Here is a 22,367-nt window from a genome sequence, read left to right on the forward strand (position 1 = left end):
GTGGGCTTGCGCGGCGGCGCGGCGGAGATCGGCGGGGTCGGTGGCGATGGCGCGGAGTCCGGGCTTGCCGGGGCTGGGGCGGTTGCGGAGGACCGCCATTGTCCGGTCCGCGGCGGGGGCCGCCATTGCGCGGCGGCGGTGGCGGCAGGCCGGCATCCTGCATCGGAATCGGCGGCGCCTGCGGGCGCGGCGCACCGTTCGACGGCGCATCGGGGCGCAAATTGCGCGGCGGACGCGGGCCCTCCTGGCCGAGCGGCGGACGGTCCTCGCGCGCCGGGCCTTGGGGCGGACGCGGTCGCGGCGCGCCCGGGGGCGGCGGCGGGGCGGACGCAGCTCCGTCCTCCGGCGGCCGGACATTGGCGCGACGGAAGTTTTCGCCTGGTGGCCGCGGGCCACCGCCCGGTCGCGTCGCGTCGCGGGCGCGCTGGGCAGCTTCCGATTCGACCTTGCGCACGGCCTCTTCCAGCGACAGCCGCTCGCGGGTGATTTCCGATTCGGACAGCGGTGGCTGAACGCTGCGCAACTGCGCGATCAGCGCGGTGCGGGCCCGCTCATAGAGCGCACGGCGGCTCTCGCCCGGAGCATTGGGGTCCAGGCCGGCAATAGCGCGTGCGATCAGCGGGTAATAATCAGCCATTTGTTTTCAATACTGCTGCTGGCCGGACCGTAATATCTCGTTAAGCCTCGAACGGATTCTGAACCAGGATAGTATCCTCGCGTTCGGGGCTGGTGGAAAGCAATGCAATGGGGCAACCCACGAGTTCCTCGACCCTGCGAACATATTTAATGGCCTGGGCCGGCAGATCCGCCCAGGAGCGGGCGTTGGCCGTCGGCTCCTTCCATCCCTCGATCGTCTCGTAAACCGGCACCACCCGGGCCTGGGCGCCCTCGCCCGCCGGCAGATGGTCGATTTCCTTGCCGTCCAGCATGTAGCCGGTGCAGACCTCGATGGTGTCGAAGCCGTCGAGAATGTCGAGTTTCGTGAGTGCGAGACCGGTGATGCCGCAGGTGCGGACGGTCTGGCGGACCAGCACGGCATCGAACCAGCCGCAGCGGCGCTTGCGCCCGGTGTTGACGCCGAACTCCCTGCCGCGGCGGCCGATCTCTTCGCCGATCTCGTTGTCGAGTTCGGTCGGGAACGGGCCCTGGCCGACGCGGGTCGTATAGGCCTTGCAGATGCCGAGCACATAGCCGACGGCGCCCGGGCCGAGACCGGTGCCGGTCGCCGCCTGCGCCGCCACCGTGTTGGACGAGGTGACGTAGGGATAGGTGCCGTGATCGACATCGAGCAGCGCGCCCTGCGCGCCCTCGAACAGGATGCGCTTGCCCTCGCGGCGCTTGAGGTCGAGGAGCCGCCACACCGTCTCGGTATAGGGCAGCAGCTTCGGCGCCAGCGCGGTCAGTTCCTTCAGAATGCCGTTACCGTCGATCTCTTCGAGGTTAAGCCCGCGGCGCAGCGCGTTGTGGTGCGCCAGCAGGCGGTCGATCTTGTGCGGCAGGGTGTCGAGGTCGGCGAGGTCCATCAGGCGGATGGCGCGGCGGCCGACCTTGTCCTCGTAGGCCGGGCCGATGCCGCGGCGGGTGGTGCCGATCGCGGTCGCCGTGTTGGATGATTCGCGCAGCGCATCGAGCTCGCGATGCAGCGGCAGGATCAGCGTGACGTTCTCGGCGATGCGCAGATTGTCCGGGCTGATGGCGACGCCCTGGCCCTTCAGTTTCGCGACCTCATCGAGGAAGGCCTGCGGGTCGAACACCACGCCGTTGCCGATCACGGCCAGCTTGGACGGACGCAGCACGCCCGACGGCAACAGCGCCAGCTTGTAGGTCTCGCCATTGATGACGAGCGTATGGCCCGCATTGTGACCGCCCTGGAAGCGCACGACGATGTCGGCCTGCTCCGACAACCAGTCGACGATCTTGCCCTTCCCTTCGTCGCCCCACTGGGCGCCGACGACGACAACATTGGCCATTTTTAAGGTGTTCCCTGCAAATCTCTTGGTTCCAGCATGATTTCACCGGAAAACCGGCACTCCAACTGTCCGGACCATGCTCCTGCTCACCCAGCCAAAATCACGGCCGGGGCCGTTCGCATGCAGGGCGCCCCACCGGATAAAGGAAGCGGTTGATCTAGGCAAGCAAGAAGGCGGCTTTGTGGGGGCCTTAGAACAGGTCCAAGCCATTGATATACCCGTAAAATTTGAGGGCTCCCAGCCCCTGTTGCATTAACTTCGCGCAATCACGGAAGGGACCATGTCGAAAACCACCCGTGCGACCCAGGCGCTGGAAAGACTGGGGGTGAAATTCTCCGTCCATGCCTACGATTACGATCCGGATGCGGCGAGCATCGGGCTGCAGGCGGCCGATGCGCTCGGCGTGCCGCCCGCCCGCGTGCTCAAGACGCTGATGGCCGAGGCCGACGGCAAGCCGGTCTGCGCCGTGGTACCGTCGGATTGCGAAGTCAGCATGAAGAAACTCGCAGGCGCCTTCGGCGCCAAGGCGGCCAGGATGATGCGGCCGGCGGATGCCGAACGACTGACCGGCTATCATGTCGGCGGCATCTCGCCGTTTGGGCAGAAGAGGCGCGTGCCGGTTGCGATCGAGGAAGCGGCGCTCGGTCATGCGACGGTGTTCCTCAACGGCGGCCAGCGCGGCCTGCAGGTCGAACTCGATCCCAACGACGCGATGAAGGCCGCAGGCGCCATCGCGCGCCCGCTGGTGGCGTGAGCGGCCGTGCGCGCGCTACTGCGGGCCTCTATCCAGGCGCGCCTCTACTTGGAAAGCCTCGGCTGCGTCTGCGCCCATAGCATCGCCTCGATGATGGCCTTGCGCAGCTTCGGGCGCTGCTCCTCATCGCATTCGATGAACGCCAGAATGGAATTGGCGCGAATGGCAAACTGGTGACGTGTTTCGGCTTCGGCTTCTTCGGCCGGTGTCTGATTTTTCAACGGAAGACCCATCATCTTCTTGGAAATTCGACCTCACGGCCCTGTGACGCCGCGCCTTGCGCAGCCCCCTCGAAGCCGTGGTCCCAACGATCGAACGAACGCTTGCTTGTGAAATGTCCCGGAATAATCTCACGCGGTCCCGAAAAACAAACAAAGGTTGGGCCACATGAATCAATCGCCCCTTGATTGCATATTCACCCGGTAGCTGGCAACCCCAAACAACGGGCAAGACGATGTAAGGCGCACTGCATGGTCGCGATGCGTCCTGCACCATTGATGCGCGCGGCAAATCCGTGTCTGTGACGGAGGCCGGGCCACATTCCGGCTCGGCGATACCGCCGGGCGGGCCGCGGCGCCATGGAACCGGGCCCTATCCTCGAATGTCGGCTTCCGAACAGACTTCGCCAGCATCAGGGAGCTGGATCGCCAACCAGCCCTACCTGCTGCTCAGCATCACCGCACTGTGCTGGGCCGGCAACGCCATCGTCGGGCGGCTGGCGGCCGGCCACATCCCGCCGGTGACGCTGTCGTTCCTGCGCTGGTCGTTCGCGTTCCTGATCATCCTGCCGTTCGCCTGGAAGCACCTGAAGCACGACTGGGGCGCAATCCGAAGCCATCTCGGCGTCATGATCGTGCTCTCGATCACCGGCATCGGCGCCTTCAACACCCTGCAATACTGGGCGCTGGAGCATACCCAGGCGCTGAACACGCTGCTCCTGCAATCGGCCGGTCCGCTGGTGGTCGCGGTATGGTCGCTGCTGCTGCTCGGCGTGCGGCTGACGCTGGCGCAGGCGGCGGGCGTCCTGCTGTCGATGGCCGGCGTGGTGATCATCCTGATGCATGGCGACCTCACCAAACTGTCCAACATCGAGTTCAACCGCGGCGACCTGATCTTCCTGGTCGCGCTCGCGATCTTCGGGCTCTATTCGGTGCTGTCGCTGAAGCGGCCGGCGATCCATGCGCTGTCGTTCGTCGCCTTCACCTTCGGCGCCGGCGCGGCCTGCCTGATCCCGCTGTTCATCTGGGAATTGTTCGCGCGGCCGGTGATGCGGATCGACACCGCTAACCTGCTCACCCTCGCCTATGTCGCGCTGTTTCCCTCCACGCTCGCCTATCTCTGCTTCAACCGCGGCATCCAGCTGATCGGCGCCAACCGCGCCGCGCCGTTCTTTCACGTCGTGCCGGTGTTCGGCACCATCATGTCGATCGCCTTCCTCGGCGAAAATCCGCAGGCGTTCCACTTCATCGGGTTTGCGCTGGTGCTGACGGGAGTGTTCGTCGCGTCGCGAAAGCCCAGGACCGGCTAGGCGCGCGATTGCCTTTTCCGGGACTTTCTATTCGCGGATGGGTATCAAGGTAGCTCAAGATAGATTCCATGACGCGCGCTGTCAGAAGAACAGTTCCCGGGTTATTCTCAATGCGCGGAACCTTGCTAGTCTCTGCGACTTATTCGTCGCCGATTGGAGAAAACTCGCCATGCGGACGTTCCCGTCGCTCCGAACGATTTCAGCCACGGGAGCACTCCTGTTGGTGACGCCGGCGATGGCGCAAGTGGTCCCCGGCGGGCCGCCAGCCGTGGGGGTCGTCAAGGCCGAGTCCCGGCCGATGACGGAAAGCACGGAAATCAACGGTCGCATCCAGGCGCGCGAGCGCGTCGATCTGATTGCGCGCGTCACCGCGTTCATGAACGAGCGCCTGTTCACCGAAGGTGCGGAAGTCAAGAAGGGCCAGTTGCTGTACCGGCTGGAAAGGGCGCCATTCGAGGCCGACGTTGAAGTCAAGGAAGCAGCGGTCGCGCAGGCACGAGCCCAGCTGGAAAACGCCGACCTGACGCTCAAGCGCGCGCAGGAATTGCTGGACAAGAATTCCGGCACCCAGGTTGCGGTCGACAGCGCGCTGGCGTCGCAGCGGGTGGCCGCAGCCCAGGTCAAAGCGGCCGAGGCGCAGCTTCACCAGTCGCGGATCAATCTCGGCTACACCGAGATAAAATCTCCCATCGACGGGATCATTGGCCGCACCTCCGTCACCGTCGGCAACGTGGTCGGCCCGACAAGCGGCGCGCTGGCAACCGTCGTCAGTGCCGATCCCATGTACGTCACATTTCCGGTATCGGTGCGCCGCGTTATCGAACTACGGGAACGCTATGCCGACAAAGGCGGCTTCGACGCCGTCAAAATTCGTCTGCGCCTGCCGACAGGCGAACTCTACGGCCAGATCGGAAAGCTGGATTTCGTCGATATCGGCGTTGCGCAGGATACCGACACCATGACCCTGCGCGGCACGATTCCCAATCCGGTCATCCAGAAGGTGGGAGACAGCAACCTTTACGAATTGTCCGACGCCGAGTTCGTCACCGTTTCGCTGGAAGCAGTTGAGCCGCTCAAAGTGTTGGCCGTCCCGCGCGCCGCGCTGCTTTCCGATCAACAGGGCGATTATCTCTATGTCGTCAACGACAAGAACGTGGCCGAACAGCGTCGCGTCAAGCTCGGCCAGTCGACACCGGATATCGCGGCCGTCACCGAAGGTCTGAAGCCCGGCGAGCAGGTCGTGGTGGAGGGCATCCAGCGGGTGCGTCCGAACCTCGTCGTGGCGCCGGGACCGGCTTCGCAAACAACGCCCCGCGCGAGGTGAGGGCATGATTGCTTCGACCTTCATCGACCGTCCCAGAATGGCGATCGTCATTGCGATCGTGATATCCCTTGCCGGCTTGCTTGCCCTCTCGCGCATTCCGGTCGCGCAACTTCCCGATATCGTGCCGCCGCAGGTTCAGGTATCGGCGGCCTATCCGGGCGCGTCCGCCTCGGTTCTGGAAACGACCGTGGCGCAGCCGCTGGAATCCAAGGTCATCGGCGTCGACAAGATGCTCTACATGAAGAGCAGCAGCGGCGCCGATGGAAGCTACAATCTCACCGTCAGCTTCGCGCTGGGCACCGATCCGGACATCAACACCGTCAACGTCAACAACCGCGTCCAGACGGCCATGGCCAACCTGCCGACCGAAGTTCAGGTTCAGGGGCTGACTGTTCAGAAGCGGTCGTCGTCGATCCTGCAGTTCATCGCGCTGTACAGCGAGGACGGCAAACTCGATCCGCTGTTCATCACCAACTACGCCATCATCAGCGTGATGGACGAACTGTCGCGCACGCCCGGGGTCGGCCAGGCCAGCCTCTTCGGACGCGAAGACTATTCGATGCGCATCTGGTTCGATACGTCGAAACTCACGAGCCTCGGTCTTGCGCCATCCGATGTGATCGCGGCAATACGGGCCCAGAACGTTCAGGCGCCGGTCGGACGTCTTGGCGCCCGCCCGGTGCCGGACGACCAGCAATTCCAGTTCAACCTGCAGACCCAGGGCCGCCTGACCACGCCGGAGGAGTTCGGCGCGATCGTCATCCGCGCCAACCAGGATGGCTCGGTATTGCAGTTGAGAGATGTCGCGCGGGTCGAGCTGGGTGCACAGAACGAGGATACGTTCAGTCGTCTGAACGGCAATCCGTCGGTCGCGATCGGCATGTATCTGGCTCCCGGCGCGAATGCCATCACCGTGTCCAAGGCCGTCAATGCAACGCTCGACAAGCTGCGCGCACGCTTCCCGGAAGGACTGAAGGCGCGTGTGGTTCATGATTCCACGATCTTCGTCACGGACACGATCAGCGCGGTCGTGAGCGCCTTGGTCGAGGCGTTCGTGCTCGTCGCAATCGTCGTGTTCGTGTTCCTCGGAAATTTCCGCGCGACGATTATTCCGATCCTTGCGATCCCCGTCAGTCTCGTGGGCAGTTTTGTCATCCTTCTGGCATTGGGCTATTCAGCCAATACGGTCTCGCTGCTGGCGCTGGTGCTCGCGGTCGGCATCGTGGTGGACGATGCGATCGTCGTTGTCGAGAACGTCGAGCGCGTCATGGAAGAGGAGCCGGAGCTATCGCCGGCAGATGCGGCCAAGAAGGCCATGGCGCAGGTGACCGGGCCAATCGTCGGCATCACGCTGGTTCTGCTGGCCGTATTCGTTCCCATCGCCTTCATATCAGGCATCTCGGGCGAACTGTTTCGCCAGTTTGCGGTGACGATCAGCGCAGCGGTGCTGATTTCCGCCGTCAACGCGCTCACATTGTCGCCAGCTCTCTGCGCGGTGTTCCTCCGTCACTCCCCGAGGCGCGGCATCATGGGGCGCATCGGCCGGGGAATTAACAGTGTGCGCGGCGGCTATGCGACCATCGTGCGAAAGATCTTGCGGCTGTCCATCGTTTCCATCGTGCTCGTTGCGGCATTCGGGCTCGGCATCTTCGGCCTCATGAAGGTCACCCCGACCGGGTTCCTGCCCGAGGAGGATCAGGGTGCATTCTTCATCAACGTTCAATTGCCGGACGGCGCATCGGTCAACCGGACCAGCGAAACCGTTCGCCAGGTCGAAACCATCCTGAAATCCACGCCGCAGGTGCAGGACACGGTGGCGATTATCGGCTTCTCGCTGCTTGACGGCTATTCGGCGAGCAACAATGCCTTTCTGATCGTCAAGCTAAAGCCCTTCGAGGACCGCACGGCAGCGGCAGATTCCGCACAGGCGCTGATCGCGAAGGTGTTCGACGCGTCGCAGCAGATCCGCACGGCAAACGTGCTGCCGTTCAATCTCCCGCCGGTGGTCGGCCTGTCAACCACCGGCGGCTTCGAGTATCAGCTGGAAAACCTGGAAGGCGCCGATCCCAAGGCCATGGGCAGCGTGGTGCAGGGGCTGGTAGCCGCAGCCAATCAGGATCCGCGCCTGTCGCGCGTCTTCTCGACATACGGGGCCAACGCGCCGTCGATCTTCCTCAACATCGATCGCGAAAAGGCGCAGGCGCTGGGCATTACCCTCAGCGATGTCTTCACCACCCTGCAGTCCACGCTCGGCGGCTACTTCATAAACAACTTCAATTTATTCGGTCGTACATGGCAAGTGAACCTGCAGGGCGAGGCGGCAGACCGCCGCGACGTTTCCGCGCTTTGGAAGATCTATATTCGCAATTCGAAGGGCACGATGGTGCCGCTCCAGTCGATTGCAACTGCCCGGACCGTCACCGGGCCGCAGGTCATCACGCGTTACAATAACTACCGCTCGGTTACGATCAACGGCGGCCCGGCTCCGGGCGTCGCATCCGGCACGGCGCTTTCCGCCATGGCTGACGTATCGGCCAAGACACTGCCCCCCGGTTACGCCTTCGAGTGGACCGGCACGGCCTATCAGGAGCAGGGCGCGGCGGGCCAGACCGTAATCGTGCTCGGCATGGCGCTGTTGTTTGCGTTCCTCTTCCTCGTCGCTCTGTATGAAAGCTGGGTTATTCCGGTTCCAGTGCTGCTTTCCGTGGTCGTCGGCGTTCTGGGCGCCATTGGCGGCGTCCTGGTCGCCAGACTTACGCTCGATCTCTACGCGCAAATTGGCCTTGTGGTGTTGATCGCGCTGGCCGCCAAGAACGCCATTCTGATCGTCGAGTTCGCCAAGGAGCAGCGCGAGCAGGGACTGGGCATCGTCGATGCGGCAGCCCAGGGCGCCGAAATGCGCTTCCGCGCAGTGCTGATGACGTCTTTCGCGTTCATTCTCGGACTTGTGCCGCTGGTCTGGGCGAAAGGTGCATCCCAGATCGCGCGACACGCGGTAAGCACGCCCGTCTTCACCGGCATGATCGCGGCGACAGTGATCGGCCTCTTTCTCATCCCCATGCTCTACGTCGTGTTCGAGAGTATGCGCGAGTGGACTTATCGGCGGTTTGGCAAAAGCGGCGGCGACAAGGTGAAACACGCCCCCGAACCGGTCGGGCGAGCCGAACGGGGCCCCTAGGCTCAGTCGGGTCAGGGGTTCGCCGACACCGCTCCCGGCGTGGCGCATCGTAGCCACGGGGAGGCTTGGGGCGGAAATTCGGGTTGTCCTGCTCCACCGGGTCCGGTGACTTGCCGCGGCAAATCCGCTATCTCCGGAGCCTGCTTCGGAAGGTCTCGATGAAGGTTCGCGCCAGCAATCTGATGATCGGCACGCTGACCCTGGCTCTGATCGCCGGGTCGCTCGGCGCGTGGCTGGGCTATCAGAGGCTCTCCGGCATCAAGCAGAAGGTGCCGTTCCGCGTCATCTTCGAGGGCTCCGCCTCGGGCCTGCGCAACGGCGGCAGCGTGAATTTTGCCGGCATCCGTGTCGGCGAAGTGGTGTCGCTGAAGCTCGACCATCCGCGCCGCGTGGTCGCGCTCACGATGATCGACGGCAACACGCCTGTCAGGAGCGACACCCAGGTCGGCCTCGAATTTCAGGGCCTCACTGGGATCGCCGCTATCTCCTTCACCGGCGGTTCGGACGCGGCGCCGGCCCCGCCCCGGGGCGCCGACGGCATCCCCGAACTGACGGCCGACCGCGAAGGCACGCTCAACACCCAGGAAAAGATCCGCGCGGCGCTGCGCAACGTCGACCGCGTGATCGCCGACAACGAGGTGGCGATCAAGGACACCTTGCGCAATTTCGAGAGCTTCACCGCCTCGCTGTCGGGCAATGGCGAGAAGATCACCTCGATCATCGCATCAGCCGAATCCGGCATTGCCGCCGTCGACGGCGCGATGGACAAGACCAGGGATTTCCTCCGCGGCCTCGCCAGCGACAAATATGGCGGCGAACTGTTGCCGACCGTGATCTCGATGCGCGAACTGATCGAGAGTTTTGACAAGAAGTCCGGACAGGTGCTGGCCGACGCGCGAAAGATGCTCGGCGAGCTCTCCTCTGCCATCAACAAGTCGGACCCGAAACCCGCCGCATCCCCGCCCCGCCGCTGAGCCCACCGAATCACAACAAGCATAACAACAAGAATGGAACGCCCGACGTGCTCGACAAATCCGCCGGCCTGACCGCACCGCCCGCCACCGTCACCCGGCCCGAAATCGCGGTACCGCGGCATCTGCAAAAATATCTCACGCTCGACGATTTCGAGGCGACCGCGCGGCGGCGGATTCCAAAATTCCTCTACGGCTATGTCTCCGGCGGCGCCGAGACCGACGCTGCGGTGCGCGACAACCGCGCGGCGTTCGACGAATACGGCTTTGTGCCGCGCGTGCTCAACGACGTCTCCGGCCGCGACCAGACCACGACGCTGTTCGGCAAGACGTACGACGCGCCGTTCGGCATCCCGCCGATGGGCTCGTCGGCGCTGGTCGCCTATCGCGGCGACATCGTGCTGACGGAGGCCGCCAAGGCCGAGAACGTGCCGATGATCCTGAGCGCCTCCTCGCTGATCACGCTGGAGGACGTCCGCGCCGCCAACCAGGCCGCGTGGTATCAGGCCTATCTCGCAGGCCTGCCCGAGCGAATCGAGCCGCTGGTCGATCGCGTGGCGGCGGCGGGCTACGACACCTTCGTCGTCACCGCCGACGTGCCGGTGCCGCCGAACCGCGAGAACAACATCCGCAACGGCTTTCAGGTGCCGCTCGCGATCACCCCGCAGGTGTTCTGGGACACGGTCAGCCATCCGCACTGGCTGTTCGGCACCTGGGCGCGCACCGTGAAGAACCACGGCATGCCGCATTTCGAGAACATGGACGCCAAGCGCGGCCCGCCGGTGCTGGCGAAGAACCTGATGCGCAACATCGGCGCCCGCGACCAGCTCGCCTGGAAGCATGTCGAACTGATCCGCAAGAGGTGGAAAGGCAAGCTCGTGGTCAAGGGCCTGGTCTCGCCGGCGGATGCCCGCATCGCGCGCGAGAGCGGCGTCGACGGCGTGATGCTGTCCAACCATGGCGGCCGCCAGCTCGACTACACGATGTCGGGCCTGCGCACGCTGCCGGAGATCGCGGCCGAAGCCAAGGGCATGACCATCATGATCGACGGCGGCGTCCGCCGCGGCACCGACGTGATCAAGGCGCTGGCGCTCGGCGCGCATTTCGTCTGGATCGGCCGCCCCTTCCTCTATGCCGCCATCGCCGGCGGGCAAGCCGGCGTGCAGCGCGCGATATCGCTTTTGAAAGCCGAGATCGACCGCGACCTCGCGCTGCTCGGCATCCGCAGTCTCGGCGAAATCACGCCGGATCTGGTGCGGAAATTCTAGCGCCGTCGCGTAGCCCGGATGGAGCGCAGCGTAATCCGGGGACCTTTGTGCAAAGACGGAGCGGTCTCGGATTGCGCTGCGCTCCATCCGGGCTACGGCACCTTGAACTTGCTGTAGGCTTCCCTGGTCGCGATGATCACGTGCTCGGCGCAGCCATTGGTGCGATGCGGGTCGCAGCGCTGCTCGTAGTCCTCTGATGTCATCATGTCGATGAAGGCGGCAACCGACGGATAATACACCAGCGCCAGATAGTCCCATCGATGGCCGGCCTCGGCGCCGAGCGCCACCGTCCTGGCATCACCGGTCCAGAGCAGCGTGCCGCCGCGCGCCTTGATCATCGGCACGGTCAGCGCGCTGTAGCGCAAATAGGCATCCCAGCCCGAGCCATCGCCGTCGAGCGAACGCTCGCGGAACCGCATCAGGTTCACCATCACGACCGGCACCTGCTGGTCCAGTTCGGCAAGGCCCCTGACATTCAACAACTCCACGCCCATGAACGGCCCTCGCGATGTCAGTCAAAGCTTGAACGATAATGCACAGAGCATTGTAGCATTGCACGCGCAGGGCTTGTCGCGTGGCGGAAAATCCGGCCCTATCCGGGCTCGCGACATGACCAAGCCCGCACCAGCGCCCGCTGCCCTCCATCCGGTCCGTTGGCTGACCCACCAGCCCTATCTGCTGCTGAGCCTGACCTCGCTGTTCTGGGCCGGCAACATCGTGCTGGCGCGCCATGTCGCCGGCCACGTGCCGCCGGTGACGCTGTCCTGCGTGCGCTGGATCGGCACCTTCCTGATCCTGCTGCCCTTTGCCTGGCCGCACCTGAAAAAGGACTGGCCGGTGCTGCGCGCGCATCTGCCGATGATGCTGTTCCTGTCGTTCGTCGGCTTCGCCTACAACAACGCGATCTCCTACTGGGCCATGCAATATACCGAGGCACTGAACGCGCTGCTGATCCAGTCGGCAGGACCGCTGTTCGTCGCGCTGTGGTCGCTGGCGCTGTTCGGCATCCGCCTGACGCCCGCGCAGCTCGCCGGCATCACCATCTCGCTCCTGGGCGTGCTCACCATCATCCTGCGCGGCGATTTCAGCGCGCTGGCCGGCATCAGCCTCAACCGCGGCGACCTGATGTTCGCAAGCTCGCTGGTGTCGTTCGGGCTTTACTCGGCACTGATCCCGCGCCGGCCGGTGACGCATGCGCTGTCGCTGATCTCGTTCACCACCTGCTGCGGCGCCTTGATGCTGGTGCCGTTCTCGATCTGGGAATTCTCCACCGGCGCCACCTTGAAGTTCGACCTGATCTCGATGGCGACGCTGGCCTATTCCGTGATCTTTCCCTCGACGCTGGCCTACCTGTTCTTCAACCGCGGGCTGGCACTGATCGGGCCGAACCGCGCCGCGCCGTTCTTTCACCTGGTGCCGGTGTTCGGCTCGGCGATGGCGATCCTTCTGCTCGGCGAGCAGTTGCGGCCATTCCATCTGGTGGGCTATGCGCTGGTGCTGGCCGGCGTGGTGATCGCCTCGCGGCGGGCATCGGCCGGCAAGCCTGCGGCGTAGCGTCTTACCGGCTTCCACTTTGTCCCCCGGCAGGCTAGCTTGCCGGCGATTTCAACATAAGAACAACGAGGAAACGACTACATGTTCGCGTTATGGAAACGGTACCGGCACGTCACTGCTGCGGCCCCCCTGATGCTGGCGATGATCGCCACGGCGGCCGCGCAGGCGCCCTACCCGAACCGCAACATCACGCTGGTGCTGCCGTTTGCCGCCGGCAGCGGCACCGACACCACCACGCGCCTGATCGGCAAAGAACTCGGCACCGCGCTCGGCGTCAGCACCGTGATCGAGAACAAGGCCGGCGCCAACGGCTCGATCGCCGCCAGCTATGTCGCGCGCTCGCCGGCGGACGGCTACACGCTGTTCGTGACCACCAACACGACGCATTCGGCCAATCCGTATCTCCTGAAGAACATGACCTACGATCCGGTCAAGGACTTCACGCCGATCGCGCGGACCGGCGACCTGCCCTTCATGCTGGTGATCCATCCGGACATTCCGGCGAATTCCGTGGCCGAGTTGATCGCGCTCGCCAAGAAGGAGCCCGGCAAATACTCCTACGCCAGCGGCAGCTCCTCGGCGATCGTCTCGGGCGCAACCTTCGCCCGTCTCGCCGGCATCGATCTGCTTCACGTCCCCTACAAGAGCTCGCCGCCGGCGTTGACCGACGTCATCGCCGGCCGCGTCTCGATGATGTTCATCGACGTCCCGACCGGCCTGCCGCATGTCAACGCCAAGGCGCTGAAGGCGCTGGCGGTCACCACCAGGAAGCCTTCGGCCCTGTTGCCGCACTTGCCTACCATGGACGACACGGTGAAGGGTTTCGACATCACGTCGTGGCAGGGCTATCTCGGCCCGGCCAACATGCCGAAGGACATCGTCGTCAGATTGAACGCGGAGATCCGCAAGATCATCGAGCGTCCCGATATCAAGAACCAACTCGCCGAGCGCGGCATGGAAGCGTTCTCGGGCACGCCGGAAGAATTTGATGCATTCCTGAAAGAGCAGCTGGTGCTGTGGGAGAAGCTGATCGCGGACGCCGGAATCGAGAAGCAGTAAGGGGGAGCCACAGCTCTCTCCCCGTCATGGCCCGGGCTTGTCCTTCGCGCTTTTGCCCGGGCATGACGACCGTTAAGGCCGCGCGAAGCTCGCGCCGCGCCGACCGCGCAGCGTGTCGGCTTCGACCGTAACCTCAGCCCAAGGTTGCCACCGCCGGCCGGCACTCCATAAAAAAACAACAATCCGGTCACTAAATGGATGCGGCATCGAGGGACGTGTCATGGTGCACTGCACCGACATTGCCGGGGGCAGCACGGGGCAGGCAAGCCCTGATAGCGACCGCATGTGCCGCCACGCCGTGAATGGCGCCCTCCTCGACAAGAAATCCTTCGCCCGAACCTCCGTCCGCTTCTCGCTCGGGCGACAGGACATGCTGCCGTTTCACGACGGCAGTCCTACCGGTCCATGCCACCTATCTCGAACTCCCGACCCCTGAGGACTTGACGCCAGAACATCCTGCAAGGGTCGCGACGAAAAATTCGGCCCACCAAACAAACGACAAGGGGAGGATACAGATGGCTTTCCAAGAACGATATCTGGTCGGCTGCGCCGCGCTGGCGGTCGCCGCCCTGGTCACTGTCTCGCCGACGCGCGCCCAGGACGCCGCGGCGCTGAATGCCGAGGCGGCCCAGAAAGACTGGCCGACGCACCACGGCACCTACAAGTCCTACCACTACAGCGGCCTCGACCAGATCAATACCGGCAACGTCAAGAATCTCGAAATCGCGTGGATGCATTTTCCGGAACGCGCCACCCGCGGCATTCAGTCGACGCCCCTCGCGCTTGACGGCGTGCTGTATTATTCGGGCTCCTACAGTCGCGTCTGGGCGCTGGACGGCGCGACCGGCAGGACAATCTGGTCCTTTGCGCCGGAACTCGATGAGGAGTTGGTCGCCAAGCAGACGCACTCGCCGTACAACCGCGGCATCGCGATCGGAAACGGCAATCTCTATATCGGCACGGTCGACGGGCGCCTGATCGCGCTCGATCTGAAGACCGGCAAGCAGGCTTGGGACACCAAGCTGCTGGATTCCAAGCGAATGACCGTCGGCTTCACCGGCGCGCCGCTGATGGTGAAGGACATGGTGATCATCGGCGCGCAGGGCGGCGAATGGCCCCATCGCGGACCGATTTTCGGCGTCGACAGCAAGACCGGACAAAAGAAATGGGAGTTCTTCACGGTCGCCGGGACCGAAGAGGCCAAGGCGACCTGGGGCGGCGACTCCTGGCGAACCGGCGGCGGCGGCGGCTGGATGCCCGGAACCTATGACCCGGAAACCAATACGCTGTGGTGGGGCACGGCCAACCCGGCGCCACTCTACGATTGGGGCGGCACGGACTGGAAGAAGAGCGGACCGCGGCCGGGCGAGAATCTCTACACCACGTCGGTCATCGCGCTCGACCCCGATAACGGCAAACTCAAATTCTACCATCAGGAGCTGCCGCACGATGCCTGGGACTTCGACTCTTCGGTCGGCGAATTCGTCATGATCGACCGCGGCGGCAAGAAGCTCGTCGTGCACGCCAACAAGAGCGGATACATCTTCGTCTACGACCGTTCCAACGCCAAGATCGAGAACGTCTGGCCGCTCGTGAAGAACATCAACTTCGTCAAGAGCATCGATCCGAAGACCGGCGAACTGGTCGGTCGCCGCGACCTCTCGGAAGGCAAGGTTGATCCGCCATTGTGCCCGGCGATCGCCGGAGGCATCAGCTGGAACTCCGGCGCCTACAGCCCCAAGAACGGGCTGTTCTACCGGATCGGGCAGGAGTGGTGCATGGAGCTGACCGTCGAGAAGACCACGCCGATCCTGGAGCCGATGGCACAGCTCAACATCGGCGCCACGTTCAAGCTCATCCCGCCTCCGGACGGGCCGGCCCGCGGTCATCTCAGCGCCCGCGATCCCGTGACCGGCGCCAAGAAGTGGGAAGTGACCTACAAGCAGCCGCCGCTCGCCAGCGTGCTCGCCACCGCGGGCAACCTGGTATTCGTGCCTGATTCCGAGGGCATCGTGCACGCCTACAATGCGGACACCGGCGAAGAGCTGTGGTCGCGCAACAACGGCATGGGACATAACGCCGGCATCATCAGCTACATGGCTGGTGGCAAGCAGTACGTTGCCGTACCGGCGGGTTGGGGCAGCCTGGTGTCCGACGAGTTCGTCGCGCTCTATGGCGAGCCCTTCAAGAGCATGCCGAAGAATACCGGAGCGCTGGTTGTCTTCGCGCTCAGGCAATGACGATGGCGTGGGCGGCGGGGATCGATCTGTCCCCGCCGCCCTTGCCGGTCCCCAAATTGCCGCTCTGGCGGTCAATACGTCGCGGTGAATGCGGATGCCGGAATGCGAATAGTGTCTCTAGCCGTCGCGACCCTGGCCATCGCCTGGCCTTGGCTGTCAGTCCCCTCGTTTGCCCAACAGTCCGCCTCGCCGGGTGCCGGAAATCCGCAGCCGCAAGCCGAAGCCTCGCCGAACGACATCGAAGGCGGGCAGATGTTCGCAACCACCTGCGGCTTTTGTCACCAGGAGGGCGGGCGCCACGCGGGCAGGGGTCCCAAACTGTCGAAGTCCGAGCGCAGCGACGAGTACATCATCGAGCGTATCAAGAAGGGCAAGGTCGGCGCCATGCCCGCCTATGGTTCGGTGTTCACGGACGGCCAGATCATTGCGATCCTGGCTTACATTCGAGGGCTCGATGACTAGAGCGATTTCCGCGGCACGAAGACCGCGACATCGGCTCGCGTGGCATGCGGCAGGCCTCTCGCTATCGATGCTCTGGAATGCGGCGGCCGACGGCCGCTCGCTGGAAACCGTCGTCGAGCGCGGCGCGCTGACGCTCTGCGCCAGCCCAAACGCGCTGCCGTTCGCGAGCAAGAACGGGCCGGTCCCCGGATTTCAGATCGAACTCGGCGAGAAAATTGCCGAGCAACTCGGCGTCAAGCTGACCCGGGAATGGGTGGTCAGCGCCATCCAGTATCGCCGCGCGGATTGTGACCTCGTGCTCGACGTCATCTCGCGCAAGGATACGCCGCCCCCAGGCGGCGTGCGCGCTTCACGCCCTTATCATCGCAGCGGCGTCGTGCTCGCGGTGCGCGGCGATTCAAAGGCGTCATCGCTGGCCAATCTCGGTTCCGATCAGCGGGTGGGCGTGCCGGTCGGCTCGCTGGTCTCCATGACGCTCGCCAAGGGCGGCGCCGCCACGTCTCCATTCGTGTTCGAGGACGATATTGTCGCCGCCTTGGCCAACCGCGAAATCGAGGCGGCCGCCGTCACGCCGATGACGGTCGGCTGGTTCAACCTGCAACACGCCGACAAGCCGTTGCGCGTGATTCCGGCGTTCGAAAGCGATCAGGACCTGAACTGGAATATTGCGGCGGGGCTGCTCCGCCCCGACGACAGGCTGCAGCAGCGTGTCGATGCGGCGATCGAGGCGCTGCTGGCGGACGGCACCATCGCACGGATCTATGCCCGCTACGGCATCGAGCTGCGATCTCCGCAGTGAGGCGCGGATTTTTTCGTCGCCTCAGCGCAAAATTGCTTCGCAATCTTGTCGCGAGCTTCTCGCAATGATGGATGGAATGTTTGTAGGACGGGCAAATCGAAGAGCCCGCCCTACCGCTTGCTAGCCGGAAATCGTCTTCGTCGATTTCGAGAGTCCGGAATCGGTTACCGCCTTCTTCTGAGCTCGCCGCTTTTTGGTTGCCGTATCGAGCGATCTCAGCGGCTGCAGATTCACGTTGAGAGTGCTCTTCAGCAAACCTTCGAGACGGTCGTGATACTCGCGTTCGCTAATGCGATCTTTGTACTTCATCTTCTCTTCCCATTCCGTTTCGCAACGCGCTTCGCGACGATCATTCGCGTCGAGAGAAGGGGATCGATTCGCAGGCAAACAGCCGGCGCGCTGCTTGGCAAAATTAGCGTCCGGTTCAAACCCGCTACGCAAGGTGAGATGCACGATTTGCGACAGCGTCACTACCCGATTATCACGCCGACAGAGTTCCGGCTGAAGCTTGTCGCTATTCGCGCCCAGTGTTTGGTCCCATTGTCAAGCAGGGTGCTGCAATTATTGTAGAAAGAAAAATCTCCTATAAAATAAAGCTATTGGACTGTGATTTGATGTGGAAGATCTGGCGTTGCCAGATTGCCACTGTGAATAGCCGACAATGCCTCTCGGACGGATAGTGTGGGAGACGGGCAACGCGCAGCCAGCCCACCATTTCACGTTGCTCTGCTCCGCCCCACTGCCGCTTGCGACTATGCCGCCCTCACCTTGACCAGGAAATCGTCGACCGCGCTGCGCAGCATGCCGGACTGGGTGTCGAGTTCGCGGGCGCTTGCCAGCACGTCGGAGGCCGCCAGGCCGGTCGCCTCGGCGGCGGTGGTGACGCCGCCGATATGGGCGGAGATCTCGTTCGACCCCGCCGCCACCGACTGGATGTTCCTGGCGATTTCCCGCGTCGCGCCGCCCTGCTGCTCCACCGCGGTCGAGATCGAGACCGTGATCTCGCTCATCTGCGCGATGGTTTCGGTGATGCCGCCAATCGAGGCGACCGCCTCGCTGGTGGAAGCCTGCATGGCGGCGACCTGCGAGGAAATCTCCTCGGTCGCCTTGGCGGTCTGGTTGGCCAGCGCCTTCACTTCGGAAGCGACGACCGCAAAGCCGCGGCCGGAATCGCCGGCGCGCGCCGCCTCGATGGTGGCGTTGAGCGCGAGCAGATTGGTCTGTGCGGCGATCGAATGGATCAGCTTGACGACTTCACCTATCTTCTCGGCGCCGGTCGAGAGCGCGCCGACCGTGGCGTTGGTGCGCTCGGCATCGCTGACTGCCTTGGCGGCGATCTCGGCGGAGCGCGTCACCTGACGCGAGATTTCCGTCACCGAGCTGGAAAGCTCCTCCGCGGCGGAGGCCACCGTGCCGACATTATCCGTGGAACGCTGCGACGCCGCGCCGACGGTTGCGGCGCGCGCGGTGGCGTCGCTGGCGGTCGCGGTCATCGACTGCGCGGTGGTCTGCATGCCGGCCGCCGCCGTCGACACCGAGCGGACGATGCCGGTGACGCTGCGTTCGAAATCGCCGGCGATGCTTTCCATCGCCGCCCGCCGTTCGGCCTCGGCCCGCGCCTGCACCTCGGCTTCCTTCGTCTCGAGTCCGCGCATGCGCACCGCGTTGTCCTTGAAGATCTGGACAGTCGCGGCCATCGCTCCGATCTCGTCGCCGCGGCCAAGGCCGGGGATTTCGCCGTCGAGCCGGCCCTCGGCAAGATCCTGCATGCGGGCGCCGAGCTGGCCGAGCGGCCTGGAAATGCTGCGGCCGATCATCCAGGCGATGCTGCCGGCGACCAGGCCAATGCCGAGCACGGCCAGGCCGAGCAGCGCCGCGATCGGTTTCATCTTGGCGTCGAGGTCGTCGAGATAGGCGCCGGTGCCGACGAACATGTTCCAGCCCGGTATCGGAACCGCATAGGAGAATTTGCGAATCAGGTCGTCCTGTCCGGGTTTGCGGAATTCATAGCGCAGCATGATTTCGCCGTTGGCCGCGATGCCGTCGCGCAGCTCGCGCACCAGCTTGCGCCCGCCGGTGTCGACGTCCATGCGGTTCTGGCCGATCTGGCTCGGAACCGGGGCCAGCACGGCGACGCCGTCCATGGTGTAGGCGAACACGTAGCCATTGCCGTTGTCGAAGGTCAGCGTATTGCCGCGCTTGCTGAACTCGGCGATCGCCTGATCCTTGGTCATCTGCCCCGCGGCAACCTGCTTCTGCAGCCCGAGCGCCATGTTGCGCGCCATGTCGACGATCGCCCTGGTCTGCTCGATCCGCGCATTGAGCATCTCCCGCTGCATCAGATAGCCCGCAAGCGCGCCGGCCAGGCACAGGCCGATCAGGGTCATGCCCACGAGTATGCCGAGCTTGGGGGTGATCTTGAGATTGGTCAGCTTCACGGGAGGTCTCCGCAATTGGGCACTTGGCACGCGATTTGGCCGATTGATTTGGCTGACGGTATCGTGAGACCCTTTAGCGCTTTGTTACGAACAGCCCTGTAAGCCCGTGTTTTTGTTCAATAAAGCAACCGATGATTGTAGCGAATGTCGATCGGGTCGCGTAAAAGGGGAAGTCACGTCAAAGAAAACGGGCGGCGCCCGCCGCCCTGCAACCAACACCGAAGATTAATCGGGAGAGCAGGAAATGCCGAAATTCAGGATCGTCACGCCGAAGGGCGCGAGTTTCACGGTCGCCGGCGGCGGTTACGATTACGAGAAGGAGGCGCTCGACCCGATCGGGGCCGAAATCATCGAGGCGCCGGCCAACGAGGCCGAATTCATCGCCGCCGCCAGGACCGCGGACGCCATCTACGCCAAGGGCATGCCGATCACCAAGACGGTCATCGACGCGCTGGAAAACTGCAAGGTGATCACGCTCGGTAGCGTCGGCGTCGACAGCGTCGACGTCAAGGCCGCCACCGCGCGCGGCATTCCCGTCACCAACATCCCCGACACCTTCATCGAGGAGGTCGCCGACCACGCCATGATGCTGCTGCTGGCGGGCTTCCGGCGCCTCGTCGAGCAGGACAAGATGGTGCGCACCGGGCGCTGGTCGGAAGGCCGCCCTGCGCTGTTGAAAATCCCGCGGCTGATGGGCCAGACGCTCGGCTTCATCTCGTTCGGCCGGGTGGCGCGCGCGGTCGCCAAGCGCGCCGCGCCGTTCGGGCTGCGCATGATGGCCTACGACCCCTTCATCCAGGAAACGCTGATGTACGACCACGGCGTGATCCCCTCGACGCTGAACGAGGTGCTGCAGCAGTCGGACTTCGTCTCGATGCACGCCCCGGCGCGGCCCGAGGTGCATCACATGCTGACCGAGAAGCATTTCCGGCAGATGAAAAAGTCCGCCGTCTTCATCAATACCGGCCGCGGCGCCACCGTGGACGAGGAATCGCTGGTCAAGGCGCTGCAGGAGGGCTGGATCGCGCACGCCGCGCTCGACGTGCTCGAAAAGGAGCCGCCGTCCCACAACAACCCGATACTGTCGATGGAGAACGTCACGCTGACGGCGCATGTGGCCTCTGCATCGGCACGTTTTGACGAAGCGCGCAAGCGCCGCGTAGGCTACGAATTGTCACTGGTCCTGTCGGGCATGTGGCCGGTAAGCTGTGTCAATCCGTCGGTGCTGCAAGGCACCGCGCTCCGCCGCTGGCAGCCTGTCAGCATGGATCGCGGTCCGAACAGCTAGGACGGCAAGAACGCGCCTTCGGACGAAGCGGAAAACGGTCCGCGTCCGCATGACGTAAACAAGAACAGAGGCGAAAAGCCCGCGGTTCCCGCTGGAATCGAAGGCTATGGGTTCACCGGCGGTGAAACGTCGGGAACAAGAAAAAAGGGGGAAGTCTCACTATGACGACCAACATCACCCGCCGTGACGCGTTGGCTCTGGGCGTTTCCGCCGCCGCGCTGGCGGCGACCGGCGCTTCGGCCCAGACCGCATCCACCATCAAGGCTGCCGACGTTCCGGCTCCCAAATTCGCGATCGAGAAAGGCGCCAGCTTGCGCATGCTGCGCCCGGTGCGCTTCGTGCAGGCCGACGAGGACGTGTTCCGCGCCAACGCCGCCAAGTTCACCAAGGAAACCGGCGTCGAGGTCAAGGTCGACTTCGTCGGCTGGGAAGACATCAACCAGCAGACCGCGGTGACCTCGAACTCCGGCGCCGGCCCCGACATCATCATCGGCTTCTCCGACGCGCCGCATATCTATATCGACAAGCTGATCGAACTGACCGATGTGGCCGACTATCTCGGCAAGCGCTATGGTGGCTGGCTGCCGCTGGCGCAGAAATACGGCAAGAAGAACAAGAGCGACGCCTGGATTGGTTTGCCGTTCGGCGCCACCGCGGGCCCCCTGATCTACCGCAAGTCGGTTCTGCAATCGGTCGGTTTCGACAAGGTGCCAGAGGACCATGCCGGCATTGTGGACCTGTGCCGCAAGCTGCAGAAGGCCGGCAAGCCGGCCGGCTTCGCGCTCGGCAATGCCGTCGGCGACGGCAACGGCTTCGCCAACTGGGCGCTGTGGTCGCATAACGCATCCCTGCTTGACGAGGATGGCAACGTCACCATCAACAGCAAGGAAACGATCGCCGCGCTGAACTGGGTCAAGGAACTGTACCCAACCTTCATCGCCGGCACGCCGTCCTGGAACGACGTCAGCAACAACCGCGCCTACTCCGCGCAGGAAATCTCGCTGACCGCCAACGGCGTCTCGCTGTACTTCTCGCTGAAGAACGACCCCGCCACCAAGGCAATCGCCGACGACAGCGAGCATCAGTTGCTGCCGAAGGGCCTGGCTAAGACCTCGCCAATGGCCGGACTTACGCTGAACGCCATGGTGTTCAAGCACAGCCAGTATCCCAACGCCGCCAAGGCGTTCCTGCAATACATGCTGGAAAAAGACCAGTACGAGCCGTGGCTCAATGCCAACTCGGGCTACTGGGCCCAACCGCTGGCGGCCTATGCCGAGGCCAAGGTCTGGTCCGAAGATCCCAAGGTCAAGATCTTCAAGAACAGCATGAACAGTCCCTATTACAACGGCTATAAGGGTCCGATCTCGACTGCGACCGGGGCCGTGAACGCGGACTACGTGACGGTGCAGATGTTCGCCTCGGTCGCGACGGGTGCGGCGACGCCCGAAGCCGCAGCCGCGGAAGCAGAGCAGCGCTGCAAGCGGTACTTCCGGCGGCAGAACCGGTAAGAGCGGCCGTCTATCGATATGTCGTC

The 22,367-nt window shown here is 64.0% G+C and carries 18 protein-coding genes and 1 pseudogene; 13 read left to right on the forward strand and 6 right to left on the reverse strand.

Translation table 11 applies throughout. The features are described from left to right. Positions 1–637, reverse strand: a pseudogene (locus V7E26_RS12230) (hypothetical protein); the annotation flags it as partial. A gap of 40 nt (positions 638–677) precedes the next feature. Next, positions 678–1,970 (reverse strand): adenylosuccinate synthase, encoded by a 1,293-nt coding sequence (locus V7E26_RS12235; protein WP_324416143.1) that lies wholly within the window; start codon positions 1,968–1,970, stop codon positions 678–680. A 280-nt stretch (positions 1,971–2,250) separates the two neighbouring features. Here V7E26_RS12235 and ybaK point away from each other — a divergent pair, with 280 nt between their 5' ends. Continuing rightward, positions 2,251–2,724 carry a Cys-tRNA(Pro) deacylase gene (gene ybaK, locus V7E26_RS12240; protein WP_324416145.1) on the forward strand — a complete coding sequence of 158 codons (474 nt, stop codon included), beginning with the start codon at positions 2,251–2,253 and terminating at the stop codon, positions 2,722–2,724. A gap of 44 nt (positions 2,725–2,768) precedes the next feature. Here ybaK and V7E26_RS12245 read toward each other — a convergent pair whose 3' ends face one another. Next, entirely contained in the window at positions 2,769–2,957 is a 189-nt protein-coding gene (locus V7E26_RS12245; RefSeq protein WP_324416147.1) for a hypothetical protein, read from the reverse strand. Positions 2,958–3,325: 368 nt separating this feature from the next. Between V7E26_RS12245 and V7E26_RS12250 the strand changes: the two genes are divergently transcribed. The 5 genes from V7E26_RS12250 (at position 3,326) to V7E26_RS12270 (ending at position 10,993) form a co-directional block, all read left to right on the forward strand. Next, positions 3,326–4,252 (forward strand): DMT family transporter, encoded by a 927-nt coding sequence (locus tag V7E26_RS12250; RefSeq protein WP_324416149.1) that lies wholly within the window; start codon positions 3,326–3,328, stop codon positions 4,250–4,252. Between the two features lie 169 nt (positions 4,253–4,421). Then, on the forward strand, positions 4,422–5,576 hold the full coding sequence (locus V7E26_RS12255; protein WP_324416151.1) for an efflux RND transporter periplasmic adaptor subunit: 1,155 nt from the start codon (positions 4,422–4,424) through the stop codon (positions 5,574–5,576). A gap of 4 nt (positions 5,577–5,580) precedes the next feature. Beyond that, positions 5,581–8,754, forward strand: a complete 3,174-nt coding sequence (locus V7E26_RS12260; protein ID WP_324416153.1) for an efflux RND transporter permease subunit — start codon at positions 5,581–5,583, stop codon at positions 8,752–8,754. Between the two features lie 158 nt (positions 8,755–8,912). Next, the gene (locus V7E26_RS12265; protein WP_324416155.1) at positions 8,913–9,728 is read left to right on the forward strand and encodes an MlaD family protein; all 816 of its coding nucleotides are present in this window, start codon (positions 8,913–8,915) and stop codon (positions 9,726–9,728) included. 47 nt (positions 9,729–9,775) lie between these two features. Beyond that, complete coding sequence (locus tag V7E26_RS12270; RefSeq protein ID WP_324416157.1) at positions 9,776–10,993, forward strand: alpha-hydroxy acid oxidase; 1,218 nt, start codon at positions 9,776–9,778, stop codon at positions 10,991–10,993. 92 nt (positions 10,994–11,085) lie between these two features. On the opposite strand, the gene V7E26_RS12275 is transcribed toward V7E26_RS12270, so the two are convergent. Next, on the reverse strand, positions 11,086–11,487 hold the full coding sequence (locus tag V7E26_RS12275; protein ID WP_324416159.1) for a DUF1330 domain-containing protein: 402 nt from the start codon (positions 11,485–11,487) through the stop codon (positions 11,086–11,088). A 115-nt stretch (positions 11,488–11,602) separates the two neighbouring features. Between V7E26_RS12275 and V7E26_RS12280 the strand changes: the two genes are divergently transcribed. From V7E26_RS12280 to V7E26_RS12300, 5 genes are all read left to right on the forward strand, one after another. Beyond that, complete coding sequence (locus V7E26_RS12280; protein WP_324416161.1) at positions 11,603–12,547, forward strand: DMT family transporter; 945 nt, start codon at positions 11,603–11,605, stop codon at positions 12,545–12,547. Positions 12,548–12,679: 132 nt separating this feature from the next. Continuing rightward, positions 12,680–13,606 carry a Bug family tripartite tricarboxylate transporter substrate binding protein gene (locus tag V7E26_RS12285; protein ID WP_324416208.1) on the forward strand — a complete coding sequence of 309 codons (927 nt, stop codon included), beginning with the start codon at positions 12,680–12,682 and terminating at the stop codon, positions 13,604–13,606. A gap of 515 nt (positions 13,607–14,121) precedes the next feature. Then, positions 14,122–15,846 carry a pyrroloquinoline quinone-dependent dehydrogenase gene (locus V7E26_RS12290; RefSeq protein ID WP_324416163.1) on the forward strand — a complete coding sequence of 575 codons (1,725 nt, stop codon included), beginning with the start codon at positions 14,122–14,124 and terminating at the stop codon, positions 15,844–15,846. Positions 15,847–15,957: 111 nt separating this feature from the next. Then, positions 15,958–16,308, forward strand: a complete 351-nt coding sequence (locus tag V7E26_RS12295) for a c-type cytochrome (protein WP_324416165.1) — start codon at positions 15,958–15,960, stop codon at positions 16,306–16,308. A gap of 67 nt (positions 16,309–16,375) precedes the next feature. Next, entirely contained in the window at positions 16,376–17,107 is a 732-nt protein-coding gene (locus V7E26_RS12300; protein WP_324416167.1) for a substrate-binding periplasmic protein, read from the forward strand. A 120-nt stretch (positions 17,108–17,227) separates the two neighbouring features. Here the strand turns inward: V7E26_RS12300 and V7E26_RS12305 are convergent, their stop codons facing one another. Then, complete coding sequence (locus V7E26_RS12305; protein WP_324416169.1) at positions 17,228–17,578, reverse strand: hypothetical protein; 351 nt, start codon at positions 17,576–17,578, stop codon at positions 17,228–17,230. A gap of 281 nt (positions 17,579–17,859) precedes the next feature. After that, a complete protein-coding gene (locus V7E26_RS12310) occupies positions 17,860–19,545 on the reverse strand; it encodes a methyl-accepting chemotaxis protein (protein ID WP_324416171.1) in 1,686 nt (561 codons plus the stop codon). Positions 19,546–19,789: 244 nt separating this feature from the next. Here V7E26_RS12310 and V7E26_RS12315 point away from each other — a divergent pair, with 244 nt between their 5' ends. Continuing rightward, positions 19,790–20,833 (forward strand): C-terminal binding protein, encoded by a 1,044-nt coding sequence (locus V7E26_RS12315; RefSeq protein WP_324416173.1) that lies wholly within the window; start codon positions 19,790–19,792, stop codon positions 20,831–20,833. 161 nt (positions 20,834–20,994) lie between these two features. Further along, complete coding sequence (locus V7E26_RS12320) at positions 20,995–22,341, forward strand: ABC transporter substrate-binding protein (protein WP_324416175.1); 1,347 nt, start codon at positions 20,995–20,997, stop codon at positions 22,339–22,341. The last annotated feature ends 26 nt before the right edge of the window (positions 22,342–22,367 follow it).

Origin of the sequence: Bradyrhizobium sp., from assembly GCF_036735945.1 — a bacterium.
Classification (GTDB): Bacteria; Pseudomonadota; Alphaproteobacteria; order Rhizobiales; family Xanthobacteraceae; genus Bradyrhizobium.

Bases quoted from the DNA above. Each gene is read 5' to 3' on its own strand.
- V7E26_RS12235 (WP_324416143.1), bottom strand. From the start codon at position 1,970: ATGGCCAATGTTGTCGTCGTCGGCGCCCAGTGGGGCGACGAAGGGAAG.
- ybaK (WP_324416145.1), top strand. From the start codon at position 2,251: ATGTCGAAAACCACCCGTGCGACCCAGGCGCTGGAAAGACTGGGGGTG.
- V7E26_RS12245 (WP_324416147.1), bottom strand. From the start codon at position 2,957: ATGGGTCTTCCGTTGAAAAATCAGACACCGGCCGAAGAAGCCGAAGCC.
- V7E26_RS12250 (WP_324416149.1), top strand. From the start codon at position 3,326: ATGTCGGCTTCCGAACAGACTTCGCCAGCATCAGGGAGCTGGATCGCC.
- V7E26_RS12255 (WP_324416151.1), top strand. From the start codon at position 4,422: ATGCGGACGTTCCCGTCGCTCCGAACGATTTCAGCCACGGGAGCACTC.
- V7E26_RS12260 (WP_324416153.1), top strand. From the start codon at position 5,581: ATGATTGCTTCGACCTTCATCGACCGTCCCAGAATGGCGATCGTCATT.
- V7E26_RS12265 (WP_324416155.1), top strand. From the start codon at position 8,913: ATGAAGGTTCGCGCCAGCAATCTGATGATCGGCACGCTGACCCTGGCT.
- V7E26_RS12275 (WP_324416159.1), bottom strand. From the start codon at position 11,487: ATGGGCGTGGAGTTGTTGAATGTCAGGGGCCTTGCCGAACTGGACCAG.
- V7E26_RS12280 (WP_324416161.1), top strand. From the start codon at position 11,603: ATGACCAAGCCCGCACCAGCGCCCGCTGCCCTCCATCCGGTCCGTTGG.
- V7E26_RS12285 (WP_324416208.1), top strand. From the start codon at position 12,680: ATGCTGGCGATGATCGCCACGGCGGCCGCGCAGGCGCCCTACCCGAAC.
- V7E26_RS12290 (WP_324416163.1), top strand. From the start codon at position 14,122: ATGGCTTTCCAAGAACGATATCTGGTCGGCTGCGCCGCGCTGGCGGTC.
- V7E26_RS12300 (WP_324416167.1), top strand. From the start codon at position 16,376: ATGCTCTGGAATGCGGCGGCCGACGGCCGCTCGCTGGAAACCGTCGTC.
- V7E26_RS12315 (WP_324416173.1), top strand. From the start codon at position 19,790: ATGCCGAAATTCAGGATCGTCACGCCGAAGGGCGCGAGTTTCACGGTC.
- V7E26_RS12320 (WP_324416175.1), top strand. From the start codon at position 20,995: ATGACGACCAACATCACCCGCCGTGACGCGTTGGCTCTGGGCGTTTCC.